This window comes from Paenibacillus sp. FSL K6-2524, assembly GCF_038005525.1.
GTDB lineage: Bacteria > Bacillota > Bacilli > Paenibacillales > Paenibacillaceae > Fontibacillus > Fontibacillus anaericanus.
The window spans coordinates 4,148,791-4,161,913 of sequence record NZ_JBBOSP010000001.1 but is presented as its reverse complement, the minus strand read 5'-3'; the positions used below and the strand labels follow the sequence as shown (position 1 = coordinate 4,161,913).

The following is a 13,123-nucleotide window of genomic DNA, read 5'->3' as shown; positions in this document are numbered from 1 at the left end:
TAAGGAGGTTGCGAAGCTGATGAGGCAATTACGCATTGGAATGATCGGTTATAAATTTATGGGCAAAGCTCACAGTAATGCATATCGAAGCTTGCCGATGTTCTTCCCTCAGGCAATAAAGCCGGAGATGTCCGTTATTTGCGGGCGAAATGCTGGCGCGGTGAGTCAAGCGGCAGTTCAGTTAGGCTGGAGTGAAAGTGTCACGGATTGGAGGGAACTAATTTCCCGGGAGGACATTGATCTTATTGATATCAACGCGCCAAGTAATGCGCATAAGGAGATTGCGCTGGCGGCAGCTCATGCGGGTAAACATATCTTCTGCGAAAAGCCGCTTGCGCTAACATTAGAGGATGCTCAGGAAATGCTATATGCTGCTGAAGAAGCGGGTATCGTTCATATGGTCGGATTCAACTATCGTTTTTCTCCGGCGGTAAGACTGGCGAAAAAGCTTGTGGAGAGTGGAAGATTAGGCACTATTTATCACTTTAGAGCGTGGTTCTTGCAGGATTGGATTATTGATCCCGAATTCCCATTGGTTTGGAGATTACAGAAGGAAATCGCAGGGTCCGGTTCTCATGGTGATCTTGGTGCTCATCTCATTGATTTGGCTCATTTTCTAGTTGGAGATATACACGAAGTTATCGGGATGAGTGAGACCTTCATCAAGGAGCGTCCGATTGCCACTGAAATGACGGGCTTAAGTGCCAAAGGAAGCAAGGATGATCCTAAGGGTCCGGTAACTGTAGATGACGCGACGTTGTTTTTAGCCCGTTTTGAAAACGGTGCCATGGGCAGTTTTGAAGCAACACGATTTGCCGCTGGACACCGCTCAACGAATTCTTTTGAAATTAACGGAAGTTTAGGTAGTGTGAAGTTTGATTTTGAACGGATGAATGAGCTTGAAGTTTATTTCACTTCTGATGATGAGGATGTGCAAGGATTTCGCCGTATTCTTGCAACAGACCCTACGCATGACTATGCAGACGCATGGTGGCCGCCGGGTCATACGATTGGTTTTGAGCACACATTCATTCACGAAATGTTAGAATTATCTTCCGCTATTGAGGAAGGGCGACAGCCAGAGCCTAATTTCCGTGACGGAGTGAAATGTCAGGCTGTGCTTGAAGCCGTTGAACGCTCGATTGATGAGCGCCGCTGGGTGAATATATCTGAAATGTAATGTAACAGACTACTTGAAGAGCGCAAATGACGAGAAAGGCGTTGATCGTCTGGGGTGGCTGCGATGGACATGCGCCGGAGCAGGTCGCAGCCATAGTAGAGGTACACAAGAAGCTAGCTCCTACACTTCGAAATAGCTATAGCGGCATGGAAGATAAGCTTTTGTTGACTCTGGTCTATCGGCTAGAGTTTTTTTGTCGTTAGTTGTAAGGTGCTTCTTCATTTTGTTTCTTTGGAGTATTCTTTGAGCTGCATGGCTAACCCCGAGATATACTTTGTCAATTGCAAGCTTATCTCTGATCGCATAACATCACGAGTCATACCAAACTGTTCCTCATATCCCCGACAATAATAACGATGATAGACAACCAACTCGGATTGCTCCTCAGTTAAAATTTTGATATTACGTCTCTTAAGCTCACGTCGTAGTCTATATAAGTCTTTTACGATCTGGTCCAGAATCTTTTGGCCGGCCATCAGATATAGGCGTTTTAGAATATTGGTTGAGTATTCGATGTCAGCTAGGCTCTTCTGAACCATCTTTTCCATGTACGGTAGTAAAATATAGTCACGGATCATTGTCCGTTCCTCGGTAGTGATGATCTTGTTCTCATGAGAATGTTGTCGTTGTTCATAACCCTCAACATGTTCTGTCAATAACATCTTAGATTTCCACCGTTCGTTATCGTCAAGCTTACTCATTTATAATGCCCTCCAATTTGTTCGGCTCTTTCTCGTGCCACACCAGCTTCCATTAGAGAAGAGGCGCGCACAATGGCATCGCTCCCGTACCGATGTTTGATTCCATCGATCGCTCGTTCTTTACGATAAGCGAGGGATCGATCTTCAAAGAGGGTAAGTTGGATCGTGCTATCGTCCGTCAGATGAGACAAGGAAACACTTAGGTTACTGAGAGGTAACCCACTCCAGTGTTCTATGAATAGCTTATGTGCAGCAGCAGCAACTTCATGGGTTAGGGAAGTCGGTTGTGGTAGTGTCGTTTGTCGACTAAACCAAGTAGATCGTTTACCATCCGTTTCCGCAGCGGAGACAGAAACAACTGAGCCCATATAGTGATGTCGCCTGGTGCGTCGGCAGACCTCTATGACTAGCTCAAGCAGGACGATTTCAATGTCTTTGAGCCTGGTGTATAGACTCCAGCGAAGCGCTTTGCCATGGCTGACCGATTTTAACTGATGTCGTATTCCAGCTACAACGGGACTTGGATCGATTCCCCGTGCTGTCTGCCAGTAATACCCCGCCTGGATATCGCTTTGTTTTCCCATTTCACGGCGCATTCGCTGTTTGAATTCCCCGAATTCCATACAGGCAATATCACCGATGCAGTTTAGGCCCATCCGGGTAAAGTGACGGGTCATTGCGGATGCTACCATGAACATCTGATGCACGGGGAGCTTCCATAGTGTGGATTCCAATTTATCAAATGAGAGTTCAAATATTCCTTCCGGTATCTTTTTGGCATAATTATCAGTCGCCATTTTTGCGAGAACTTTCGTAGGACCTATCCCAACCCTTGTCAGGACACCTGTTGATAGACGTACATGATCTTGAATTCTTCTGGCTAGTTCATGAGGAGATCCAAAGTATTTGAGCGAACCCGTAACATCCAAAAATTGCTCATCTATACTGTAAGGCTCCACAAGATCTGTATAGGATTCGAAGATTTGTGTGATTAATAGCGAGATTTGAATATAGGTCCGCATTCTGGGACGGATGACAATCAATTCGGGACATTTAGCTAATGCCTCTCCGACTCGTGACGCTGTAGTTACACCGTAAGATTTAGCAATAGGACATGCCGCCAGTATAATACCATTTAGCCTTGCGGGGTCTCCGACGGCAACTGGTTTATCACGATATTGGGGATGAGCCGCTTTTTCCACGGATGCGTAAAAGGACTGTCCATCAATTAAAAAAATTTGTCTCGTCATGGGTTAACCCTCCGTTAAAAATGCTCGTGATCATGGGGTAGGGAGTATTCAAGCATAATCATTGACCTCATGACCCTTCATTTTATGAAAAATACGAAAGTATGTTCGCTTTTTATTATATACCAGATCATGCTCAATAATACAAAGGCTAAATAATCCAACCAGATATAGAATAGTAAAAAATTAAGCTAGACTCTGAATAACAGAGAAGTCTGTCTTAATTTTTGATATAATAGGTTTTAATAGCGGTTTATCGGAATGGAGAGGGATGAATGATCTTACATAAGGGAGAGATTTTATTTCGGCAGGGCGATGAGGGAGCGTTCATATACCATATCAAGAGTGGTTTATTCAAGGTGACGCGTCTACATGAGAATGGGAATATGGTTCTATTTAACATTCTATACCCTGGTGAAATGGTTCCACATCATTCACTTATCTCACCTAAAGATATCCATGGTACAGCAGTAGCGCTCATCCGCAGTGAGGTGGAGACTATCCCGGCTCAGGACTGGTATCGTGAGCTGAATGAGGATCCAAAGAAGCCGCTTGAAGTGGCGAAGCTGTTACAGGAGAAAGTTCGATTCATGCAGGAACGACTGGATCATCTGACTGTGGGTACCCCTGCCGAAAGGCTGGGGCTACTTGAGAAATGGTTGAGAAATCATGCAAATGGCATTCCTCTGACGGAATACTTGACTCAGGAGGAGATAGGCCAACTGATTGGCGTTAGACGGGAGACCGTTAACCGATTATTGCGCGGACACTAGAACGTTTAAGGAAACGGATAAAACTTCTCAAAATTTAAAAGGCAACGATCCTCAACTGGGATCGTTGCCTTTTGCGTATCGTGAGATGGAGTTATTGGTGCACCTTTTCTTTCTGTAGAAGGAGTACTAAAGACTATCGGCTGGACCAAAAAATTCGAAATGAATGCGTTCCTCAGGTATACCCCATTCCTGAAGCGCCTGATTGATCGCTCGCATGAATGGTACAGGTCCACAAAAGTAGAAATCCGCCTGGGAGTCAGTCACTGTCTGTAACCAAGGAAGATCGATAAACCCAGCTTTATCACATCTATCACCGATTTCAGGTGACTCATAAATCAAGTAGGAACGGAGTTTCGCATGCTGCTTAGTGAGGCCTTTGATATGTTTGTTCATCGCATGCTGGCTTCCGTTGCGTGCAGCATGAATATATACAACTTCCCGCTCAGGATCATTTTGAAGAATCGTTTCTAGCATGCTGACCATCGGTGTAAGACCTACGCCGCCGCTAAGCAAGACAACAGGGGTGTCTTTCGATTGATCCAGAGTGAAGTCTCCAGCTGGCGCGCTGATCTCCAGAATATCTCCCTCCTCGACTTGGGTATGCAGATAGTTAGATACGATACCAGCGGGCTTATCCATGAGGGCATCTTCCCGCTTAACGGAGATACGGTAATAAGGATGCCCCGGAGCACTAGATAGACTGTAATGACGGAGATGGGTAAACTCCTGATTTTCGGGTTTAACAGAAACGGTGATGTATTGTCCCGGCTGATAGGAAGCAATCTCATTGCCGTCTTCCGGTTTCAAATAGAAGGAGGTGATAACTTCGCTCTCCTTGACCTTGCGGTCAACTACGAAGCGACGGAAACCACGCCATCCACCCTTTTGCTCAGTGGCTTCATTGTACATTTGCGCTTCAATACTGATGAACACGTCAGCGATAACACCGTAAGCTTGGCGCCATGCCTCTATAATTTCGTCGGTTGCTGCATCTCCGAGCACGGTCTTGATCGCGGCGAGCAGGTTCTCTCCTACGATTGGGTAATGCTCTGGTTGAATACCTAATGCCCGGTGTTTCTGTGCGATTCCTTTAACGACAGGTAAAATCTCTTCGAGACGGTCAATGTGTACGGCCGCAGCATAGACCGCATTGGCCAGAGCTGCTGGTTGTTTTCCTTGACGTTGGTTAGCGTGATTGAATATATTCAGTAGCTCGGGATGGTTTTTAAACATCGTTTGATAGAATGTTTTCGTTATAGTCTGCCCATGAACTTCAAGCACAGGAACAGTGGATTTAATAATCTCAATCATTTTGGAATCGAGCATAGTGGTACCCTCTTTCTAGTGGAATTGATCAACTACCTCATCAAGTATAGGCAGTGGTAATAGACGAAAGAGTGATTTTGGTCACAATAGAGTTAAACAAAATGTGAATTAGTCATGCTTCGCAATGATATTTATCACGTTATTGCAAATAAATTATTTGTTTGTGTTCAAGCTGTTTAGTCATTACTGAGTCTGTGTTATAATAAATATAAATAAATAAACTTGAAAGGATCAGGATACCATGTGTTCCCGAAGGACGAATCCCCAAAGGACGATTTGGAAACGTTGTGATCTCTCTTATACTTAGCTTCTTTCGTGGCGTGTCGGTTTATGGCCAACAACCCTACGAAAGAAGAGTGTGACAATGCGAAGGACAAAGTCCTCCAAGAACCTCTTCGTAGGGAGTTGCCGTAAGGTCAACAAAACTACGATTAGAGGGATTCTGGATGAGGAAAGCGCACAAATGGCAGATTGAAGGTTCACAGTTATTGATGATGTTGCTTGGGTCTTTTTTATTAGCTTTTACTTATTACCATATTAATTTTCAAAATGGGCTGTCGGAAGGCGGTTTTGTGGGGCTAGCGCTCCTAGGTAAATATTTATTTGATTTGCCACCTGCGTTATCGATGATTGTACTAGATATTCCTATTTTTATTCTAGCTCTGTTTCTAAAAGGGCGTAAATTCATTGTAAGCAGTTTGTTCGCTTCGATGATGTTCTCTGCGTTCTACGAGCTATGTGAGAGGTTCTCACCACTTACCTTGAATTTGCACCACAATTTGCCGCTAGTGGCTTTATTGTCAGGTGTACTTATTGGGATTGGTGCAGGTATGGTGCTGAGAGCTGGAGGAGCGACGGGCGGGGATGATATTTTATCTCTGATCGTAAGTCAGTGGTCAGGTATTAAGATCGGAACTGTATTTATTCTGATGGATGCAATAGTACTGATGATTTCATTGTTCTTCTTACCTTTTGCAGAAACAATGTTTACGATTATGGCGGTACTGATATCCGGAAAAGTGATTACTTGGATCGTGAATTATGGCAAGAGAGATCTGGCACCAGTCCGTGTTCCATATGGCATGAAGAAGAAAACGGCTCGAGCTTAATAGCTCAGGCCGTTTTTTTGCGTTTTAATTAAATAAATGAACGTATTCTCCGTATCCTTCTTTCTCCAAATCCTCTTTCGGCACAAAACGTAGTGCGGCAGAGTTGATACAGTAGCGCAGCCCAGTTGGCTCTGGTCCATCATTAAACACATGGCCAAGATGTGAGTTTGCTTCCTTGCTACGTACCTCAGTTCGGATCATGAAATGGCTTGAATCCGTCTTCTCCTTGATGTTGTATTCTCTCAGGGGACGTGTAAAGCTAGGCCAGCCACAACCGGCATCGTATTTGTCTTTGGAACTAAAGAGAGGTTCACCTGATACGATATCCACATAGATGCCTTCACCTTCATGGTCCCAATATTCGCCTGTGAATGGTCGCTCTGTACCCTGATTCTGTGTAACCTCGTATTGAACCGGTGTAAGTCGTTGTTTAAGTTGTTCCTTATCTAGGGGACCGGACCAATGATTCTCGATGAAGTCCTCTCGGCCAGAGCCTTTGCGGTAGCGCTTGTAATGTGCTGGGTTTTTCTTGTGGTAACCTTGATGGTATTCCTCAGCTACATAGAACCGGGCAGCCGGTAGAATCGGTGTAACTATCGGTTTGTCGAAGCGACCACTTTGTTCAAGTTGCAATTTTGACTCTTCTGCTTCTCTTTGCTGTTGTTCATTATGATAAAATATCGCTGTCTGATAAGATTGGCCTCGATCATGAAATTGTCCACCCGCATCTGTCGGATCGATCTGTTGCCAGAACAGTTCAAGAAGTTTATGGTATGGGAAAATATTTGGATCAAACGTGATTTGTACGGCTTCATAATGACCGGTGTTATGGGTGCAAACTTCTTCATAGGTTGGATTGTCCGTGTGGCCACCTGTATAACCCGAAAGTATGCTATGGATGCCGGGTAGCTCCTCAAATGGTGACACCATACACCAGAAACATCCGCCAGCAAAAGTGGCGAGCTCTCTATTAGTATTAGTAGTTGACGCTGGATTCATGTATTTCCCTCCGTTTCATCCTCTATTATATCAATTTTAAGATAAAACCCAAAATCACTGTCTTTGATCTCTCCGGACGCGTTTGTATATCCAAAGTACGATGGCGAGAAATAGGAGGTACACCGCTGTTACTCCCAAAGCTGTTATAGGTTCAGATAGAATGGAATTGCCTAGATACGCATACAGAAAAATACTGGGGAACTTACCGATGATCGAGGCGAGCAAGTAAGTCATAAATGGAATACCAGCAACTCCGGCATAGATGTTAACAGCCGTTTGGGGTAACACAGGGATAAGACGACATATGATAATAGCTGCAAACGGCCGTTTATTGATGAATTGAGTCACGCGTTCGAGAGTTTTAAGTGATCCAATCCACCGTAGAGCAGGTTCGCGAAATCCATATGCAGAACCCCAATAGAACAATGCCCCTGCTATCGTAGATCCAATTAGCGTGATCATTCCACCGGTCCAGGTGCCGGTTATGTATCCTGCAGCAGCGATTACGATTCTATAAGGCATGATGGGAACTAGGGCAAATAGGATCGAGAGAGCAAATAGGCTCCAAATAGAGGGTTGGTCGTTGATTAGGGCGGCTAAATCCTCTTTATATGTAAAGACCAAAGTGAATGTTATGAAGTATATAGCAATGGCAATCCATCTTTTCATAAATGTCTACTTTCCTCCTATCTATTCGTCTATCATATCAAAAATGGGAGCATGCATCTAATGTAGGAAAATATCTTGGCGGATAGAAAGAGTACGTGCTATAATAATTTTAATTAAACATGCATGGTTCCCAAAGGGGAGTAGCTTATAACAGTAAAGTCGTCATTACGGGAGAAATCCCCGGCTTTATTGCGACATTAGTGTTGTTAGCGAGACCTTTGCCCGGCGTATAGTACTTGGGTGAAGGTCTCTTTTGATGCAAATTTTGCGTCGTGCCGAGTACTGCGGTGCGGCGCATTTTTTTTGAATGTAGGGCATCATAAAAAGATAATAAGGGGGAGAGAGAATGGATTTTATGTCGGTGGATTTTTGGATGGCATTGTTATCTATTGTGATGATCGACCTTGTGCTGGCAGGAGACAATGCAATTGTCATTGGGCTTGCTGCAAGGAATGTACCAAAGGCTGATCAGAAGAAAGTTATTATGTGGGGAACAGTGGGGGCTATAGTAGTCCGGGTCATTATGACCGTACTGGTAGTTCAATTGCTTAATATCCCAGGTCTTCGTCTTGCTGGGGGACTTGCGCTTATGTGGATCGCATACAAGTTACTCGTGGATGAGAAGAACCATGATATTAAAGCAGGTAATCAGATGTGGGCCGCCATCCGGACGATTATTATCGCAGATACTATGATGGGACTGGACAACGTTCTTGCCGTAGCAGGAGCTGCTCATGGCGACTTTTTGTTAGTAGTCATTGGGCTGGCGATTTCTGTACCGATTATGGTGTGGGGCAGTACCATGATTCTGAAGCTTACAGAACGTTATCCGATAGTCATCACAATTGGTGCTGCAGTACTGGCTTGGACAGCAGCGAAGATGCTTGTAGAAGAGCCGCTAGTGCATGATTGGTTCGCAAATGGATTTATAAAGTATGGTTTCGAATTACTTGTTATTGTGATAATCGTGGGATTAGGAACTTATGTTAAGAAAAACCGTAAACAACCTAGCGCGGTGGATCACTCACATAGCTAAAAGAGCACTCATATCATACACAAAAGGCCGCTTGACGATTCTAGTCAAGCGGCCTTCTTTATGTGGATACACCTACTGATTCTGGTGAGCATCCAGGCGAAATTGTTTGGGTGACATGCCGTAACGTTTACGAAATACTCTGTGGAAATAGTTGTAGTTCGGAAACCCGGAGCTTTCCGCGACATGTTCCAGTGACAAGGGACTAAACGCAATGCGTTCACGCGCCATGTTGAGCCGAACCTCTAACGTATATTGGATAATACTCGTGGCAAAAGCTTCCTTGAACAGGTGGACAGCGCGAGATACACTAATCCCAACATGGGAAGCTACGTCTTCAAGTTTAAACGTTGATGAAGCATTTTCTTCGATATAATTCTTGATCCGGTGGGCAAGATAGGTTCGATAGGTCGGCAGTGGCTGTTGGAGCAAATTTCGATCGATATCCATACACAATATTTTTAAATAATATTCCGCGATTTCGGGGCAAGGATTTGAAATCCGTCGTAGCTCGGTCATGATCTGCCGGAATGCTCCGATAATGCCTTCGGATAGAGGGACTTTGATCTTATTTGGGCGTTGATGAAATTTCCACCAGTCTTCAATCCATTTTCCTTGCAAAAAGATATGATAATCACCACTTGAGACGGCCGCTTCACCAACTTGGGTAAACTCTGCTTCTATTCTAAGTTCATAGGGTTCATTGGGTGAGAAAAGGACTAGATCTCCGGGCTCTAGAAGCTCCAAACGACCATTCAAACGGATACGGCATTTGCCGGTAGTTTGCAGACGTATTAAATGGTTGTCTAATCCGTCAGGTTGGTTCGCTATGTAGGGCTTGCGGTGCATCGAGTACCCCGCTGTTAATATTTGCAGGTTTTGATTCTCATTCATAAGCGTCCTCCATTACTTCGCCAAAAATTATGATCAGATTGTTCATGTTTCAATCATATTATTCATTTTACATTTAGACAAATTGAAATACCATGATAGATGTAAAGATTAACGATATGAGGTGATCAATTTGGTAAGAGTAGGATTACAGCTCTATACTGTTCGCGAAGCACTAGACAATGATTTTGAAGGAACGCTGCGTAAGGTTGCTGAACTTGGCTATCAGGGTGTTGAATTTGCAGGATTTTACGGTCGCTCGGCCCAGCAGGTAACTGAGATTTTAAATGAGACAGGCCTAATTGCTTTAGGCGCTCATACGCCATATGAAAAGCTACGCGATCAACTTGAGGAAGAAATTACTTTTAACCTAGCTATCGGTAATCGTTATCTCATTTGCCCGTATTTGAGTGAGGAAGATCGTAATCGTTGGGATGAAGTAATTGAGGATTTGAAAGTGATTGGTAAGCGCTGTCACGAGGCGGGTGTAGTCTTATGTTATCACAACCATGAATTTGAATTAACACAGTTGATCGGTGATAAGACCGTTCTGGATACTATCTATGAGGAAGTTCCAGCATCGTTGCTGCAAGTTGAATTGGATTCTTGTTGGGTGTCCTATGCTGGTTACGATCCGTTGCAGTACATTACTAAATATAGTGATCGACTACCGATCTTGCATCTGAAAGATATGATTACCAAGGAAGATGGATCTCCGGAGACTGTGGAACTTGGTAAAGGTGAGATTACTATTAAAGCAATTGCTGATGCTGCTGTGGATGCAGGAGTTGAGTGGTTGGTTGTAGAACAAGACTATTGTGCACAAGATGCACTTGAAAGTATTAAGGTTAGTATGGATTGGATCCACGGATATGCTAAACAAGGAGGAAATTTAAATGTCTAAAAAGTTAAGAGTTGCAATTATCGGATGCGGAGGTATTGCTACTGGTAAGCACTTACCTAGTCTTTCAGTACAACCACAGGTGGAGTTAGTCGCCTTTTGTGATATCGTTGTAGATCGTGCAGAGCAAGCCGCGGCTAAGTATGGCGCGGAGGGTGCAAAAGTATACGAAGATTTCCGTAAAATGCTCGAAGAATGTGAGCTTGATGTGGTTCACGTTTGTACACCAAATGATTCGCATGCTGAGATTTCCGTAGCAGCTTTGGAATCAGGTAGACATGTAATGTGTGAGAAACCGATGGCGAAGACGACAGCACAAGCACGCTTGATGCTAGACGCTGCCAAACGTACTGGTAAAAAGCTAAGCATTGCTTATCAGAATCGATTCCGTAGCGACAGTTTATACCTAAAGGAACTATGCGAGAATGGAGAACTGGGAGATATTTATCTCGGGAAAGCGCTGGCGGTTAGACGTCGTGCGGTACCAACATGGGGCGTATTCCTGGATGAAGAGAAGCAAGGCGGGGGACCATTAATCGATATCGGCACGCACGCATTGGATCTAACGTTATGGTTGATGGATAACTACGAACCAAAGAGTGTAACAGGATCTGTATATCATAAGCTAGGGAACCGCGTTAATGCTGCCAATGCTTTTGGTCCTTGGGATCCAGAACAATTTAAGGTAGAAGACTCAGCGTTTGGTTTTGTTACGATGAAGAATGGCGCTACGATTATGCTGGAAGCAAGTTGGGCATTGAACGTAGTTGAAACTGGTGAAGCGAAAACGTTATTGTGTGGTACTGAAGGCGGAGCTGATATGACTAACGGTCTTCGGATTAATGGGGAGAAGCTTAGCCGGTTGTATGAAACGAAGGTGGAGCTTGGAGCAGGTGGAGTTGCTTTCTTTGATGGACAAGAGGAAACAGACTCAAACAGAGAAGCAAGAGCATGGGTTGAAGCTATCCTTGAGGATAAAGAACCGGTGGTTAAACCAGAGCAGGCGCTTGTTGTAACGGAAATTCTCGAAGCTATCTACGAGTCAGCTAAGACAGGGAAAACGGTCTATTTTGATTAATAGCAACAAAACAAAGCGTACGAAGATCAATATCGAAGTAAATGCTAACAAAACTAAGCATACGCTTCCGAAGTAAGTTTTGACGAAGATCAATCATTGAAGTAAATGCTAACAAAACTTTTAAAAGGAGCAAATACACATGAAACTTGGAGTGTTTTTAGTATTGTTTGGGGGGCGTCCATTTGAAGAGGCGCTGGATCTAGCTGCTGCACAAGGATTGAAAGCAGTCGAGATTGGAACGGGAGGATTTCCAGGAACGGCCCATTGTAATCCGGATGAACTGTTAGAGAATAAAGCTGCACGGGATCAATTTAAGCGTGCGGTGGAATCACGTGGCATGATCATTAGTGCGCTCAGTTGCCATGGTAATCCGCTACATCCACAAAAGGCGATTGCTAAGGAATTTCACGATACTTTTGTGAAGACTGTTCAATTGGCTGAATTGTTGGAGGTTCCAGTCGTTAATACATTTTCGGGTTGTCCTGGCGATCATGAAGATGCTAAATATCCGAACTGGCCTGTTGCGCCATGGCCTAACGATTTCCAAGAAATATTGACATGGCAATGGGACAATAAAGTTATTCCTTATTGGACAGAGTGGGGCAAATACGCTGCTGATCATGGTGTGAAAATAGGACTGGAGCTTCATGGTGGATTTTCTGTACACACTCCAGCTACACTACTTCGGCTTCGTGAAGCCGCGGGAGAAGTTATTGGGGCCAACTTAGACCCAAGCCATATGTGGTGGCAGGGAATCGATCCTGTTCAAGCAATAAACATTCTTGGACGGGCAGGAGCAATTCATCATTTCCACGCCAAAGATACTTCGCTTGACCCGATTAATGTGAATAAGTATGGGATTACGGATATGCAGCCTTATACATCCATGTTGGATCGTGCTTGGCAATTCCGTACCGTTGGATATGGTCATGATCTTAAGACATGGGCTGATATTATCAGTGCTCTACGATTGATAGGCTACGATTATGTGGTCAGCATTGAACATGAAGATGGATTGATGTCTATTGAGGAAGGTTTAACCAAAGCTGTTCGCAATTTGCAAAGTATTCTTATAGAAGATGCTCCAACTGAAGCTTGGTGGGTATAAGTAAGTAAAGAAGAAATATACTATCAATAGCGGCCGCCGCTCAGGCGGTCGTTTATTTATAACAATATTGAAAATCATCTCAGTATGCACCAGTGTAAAAATGTGTTA

General features: G+C 44.0%; 14 protein-coding genes. 8 read left to right on the top strand and 6 right to left on the bottom strand.

Annotation, left to right across the window (positions count from 1 at the left end; translation table 11 throughout):
* Positions 1 to 19 precede the first annotated feature (19 nt).
* The gene (locus NST85_RS19180; protein WP_341190109.1) at positions 20 to 1,180 is read left to right on the top strand and encodes a Gfo/Idh/MocA family protein; all 1,161 of its coding nucleotides are present in this window, start codon (positions 20 to 22) and stop codon (positions 1,178 to 1,180) included.
* A 26-nt stretch (positions 1,181 to 1,206) separates the two neighbouring features.
* Positions 1,207 to 1,383, top strand: a complete 177-nt coding sequence (locus NST85_RS19175) for a hypothetical protein (RefSeq protein ID WP_341190108.1) — start codon at positions 1,207 to 1,209, stop codon at positions 1,381 to 1,383.
* 15 nt (positions 1,384 to 1,398) lie between these two features.
* Here the strand turns inward: NST85_RS19175 and NST85_RS19170 are convergent, their stop codons facing one another.
* The gene (locus NST85_RS19170; RefSeq protein ID WP_127191014.1) at positions 1,399 to 1,881 is read right to left on the bottom strand and encodes a hypothetical protein; all 483 of its coding nucleotides are present in this window, start codon (positions 1,879 to 1,881) and stop codon (positions 1,399 to 1,401) included.
* The gene (locus NST85_RS19165) at positions 1,878 to 3,131 is read right to left on the bottom strand and encodes a DNA polymerase IV (RefSeq protein ID WP_341190107.1); all 1,254 of its coding nucleotides are present in this window, start codon (positions 3,129 to 3,131) and stop codon (positions 1,878 to 1,880) included. Before NST85_RS19165 ends, NST85_RS19170 begins: the two co-directional genes overlap by 4 nt.
* A gap of 272 nt (positions 3,132 to 3,403) precedes the next feature.
* On the opposite strand from NST85_RS19165, the gene NST85_RS19160 reads away from it, so the two are divergent.
* Positions 3,404 to 3,901: a Crp/Fnr family transcriptional regulator gene (locus tag NST85_RS19160; protein WP_341190106.1), complete on the top strand. Its 498-nt coding sequence runs from the start codon at positions 3,404 to 3,406 to the stop codon at positions 3,899 to 3,901.
* A gap of 126 nt (positions 3,902 to 4,027) precedes the next feature.
* Here the strand turns inward: NST85_RS19160 and hmpA are convergent, their stop codons facing one another.
* Complete coding sequence (gene hmpA, locus NST85_RS19155; RefSeq protein WP_341190105.1) at positions 4,028 to 5,227, bottom strand: NO-inducible flavohemoprotein; 1,200 nt, start codon at positions 5,225 to 5,227, stop codon at positions 4,028 to 4,030.
* A 446-nt stretch (positions 5,228 to 5,673) separates the two neighbouring features.
* Here hmpA and NST85_RS19150 point away from each other — a divergent pair, with 446 nt between their 5' ends.
* On the top strand, positions 5,674 to 6,336 hold the full coding sequence (locus NST85_RS19150) for a YitT family protein (RefSeq protein WP_127191010.1): 663 nt from the start codon (positions 5,674 to 5,676) through the stop codon (positions 6,334 to 6,336).
* A 24-nt stretch (positions 6,337 to 6,360) separates the two neighbouring features.
* Here the strand turns inward: NST85_RS19150 and msrB are convergent, their stop codons facing one another.
* Both msrB and NST85_RS19140 read right to left on the bottom strand, forming a co-directional pair.
* The gene (gene msrB / locus NST85_RS19145) at positions 6,361 to 7,335 is read right to left on the bottom strand and encodes a peptide-methionine (R)-S-oxide reductase MsrB (RefSeq protein WP_341190104.1); all 975 of its coding nucleotides are present in this window, start codon (positions 7,333 to 7,335) and stop codon (positions 6,361 to 6,363) included.
* Between the two features lie 54 nt (positions 7,336 to 7,389).
* Positions 7,390 to 8,004, bottom strand: a complete 615-nt coding sequence (locus NST85_RS19140) for a TVP38/TMEM64 family protein (RefSeq protein ID WP_341190103.1) — start codon at positions 8,002 to 8,004, stop codon at positions 7,390 to 7,392.
* A 346-nt stretch (positions 8,005 to 8,350) separates the two neighbouring features.
* Here NST85_RS19140 and NST85_RS19135 point away from each other — a divergent pair, with 346 nt between their 5' ends.
* Positions 8,351 to 9,040 carry a TerC family protein gene (locus NST85_RS19135; RefSeq protein ID WP_307396055.1) on the top strand — a complete coding sequence of 230 codons (690 nt, stop codon included), beginning with the start codon at positions 8,351 to 8,353 and terminating at the stop codon, positions 9,038 to 9,040.
* Between the two features lie 72 nt (positions 9,041 to 9,112).
* Here NST85_RS19135 and NST85_RS19130 read toward each other — a convergent pair whose 3' ends face one another.
* Positions 9,113 to 9,931 carry an AraC family transcriptional regulator gene (locus NST85_RS19130; protein WP_341190102.1) on the bottom strand — a complete coding sequence of 273 codons (819 nt, stop codon included), beginning with the start codon at positions 9,929 to 9,931 and terminating at the stop codon, positions 9,113 to 9,115.
* 130 nt (positions 9,932 to 10,061) lie between these two features.
* Here NST85_RS19130 and NST85_RS19125 point away from each other — a divergent pair, with 130 nt between their 5' ends.
* From NST85_RS19125 to NST85_RS19115, 3 genes are all read left to right on the top strand, one after another.
* Entirely contained in the window at positions 10,062 to 10,832 is a 771-nt protein-coding gene (locus NST85_RS19125; RefSeq protein WP_341190101.1) for a sugar phosphate isomerase/epimerase family protein, read from the top strand.
* Entirely contained in the window at positions 10,825 to 11,907 is a 1,083-nt protein-coding gene (locus tag NST85_RS19120; protein ID WP_307396047.1) for a Gfo/Idh/MocA family protein, read from the top strand. The genes NST85_RS19125 and NST85_RS19120 overlap by 8 nt, the downstream gene beginning before the upstream one ends.
* Before the next feature lie 139 nt (positions 11,908 to 12,046).
* Positions 12,047 to 13,015, top strand: coding sequence for a sugar phosphate isomerase/epimerase family protein (locus NST85_RS19115; protein WP_341190100.1), 969 nt, complete (start codon positions 12,047 to 12,049; stop codon positions 13,013 to 13,015).
* Positions 13,016 to 13,123: the final 108 nt, after the last annotated feature.

What these genes read in the sequence shown, in the direction of transcription:
- NST85_RS19180 (WP_341190109.1), top strand. Translation starts at nt 20, where the DNA reads ATGAGGCAATTACGCATTGGAATGATCGGTTATAAATTTATGGGCAAA.
- NST85_RS19175 (WP_341190108.1), top strand. Translation starts at nt 1,207, where the DNA reads ATGACGAGAAAGGCGTTGATCGTCTGGGGTGGCTGCGATGGACATGCG.
- NST85_RS19170 (WP_127191014.1), bottom strand. Translation starts at nt 1,881, where the DNA reads ATGAGTAAGCTTGACGATAACGAACGGTGGAAATCTAAGATGTTATTG.
- NST85_RS19165 (WP_341190107.1), bottom strand. Translation starts at nt 3,131, where the DNA reads ATGACGAGACAAATTTTTTTAATTGATGGACAGTCCTTTTACGCATCC.
- NST85_RS19160 (WP_341190106.1), top strand. Translation starts at nt 3,404, where the DNA reads ATGATCTTACATAAGGGAGAGATTTTATTTCGGCAGGGCGATGAGGGA.
- hmpA (WP_341190105.1), bottom strand. Translation starts at nt 5,227, where the DNA reads ATGCTCGATTCCAAAATGATTGAGATTATTAAATCCACTGTTCCTGTG.
- NST85_RS19150 (WP_127191010.1), top strand. Translation starts at nt 5,674, where the DNA reads ATGAGGAAAGCGCACAAATGGCAGATTGAAGGTTCACAGTTATTGATG.
- msrB (WP_341190104.1), bottom strand. Translation starts at nt 7,335, where the DNA reads ATGAATCCAGCGTCAACTACTAATACTAATAGAGAGCTCGCCACTTTT.
- NST85_RS19140 (WP_341190103.1), bottom strand. Translation starts at nt 8,004, where the DNA reads ATGAAAAGATGGATTGCCATTGCTATATACTTCATAACATTCACTTTG.
- NST85_RS19135 (WP_307396055.1), top strand. Translation starts at nt 8,351, where the DNA reads ATGGATTTTATGTCGGTGGATTTTTGGATGGCATTGTTATCTATTGTG.
- NST85_RS19130 (WP_341190102.1), bottom strand. Translation starts at nt 9,931, where the DNA reads ATGAATGAGAATCAAAACCTGCAAATATTAACAGCGGGGTACTCGATG.
- NST85_RS19120 (WP_307396047.1), top strand. Translation starts at nt 10,825, where the DNA reads ATGTCTAAAAAGTTAAGAGTTGCAATTATCGGATGCGGAGGTATTGCT.
- NST85_RS19115 (WP_341190100.1), top strand. Translation starts at nt 12,047, where the DNA reads ATGAAACTTGGAGTGTTTTTAGTATTGTTTGGGGGGCGTCCATTTGAA.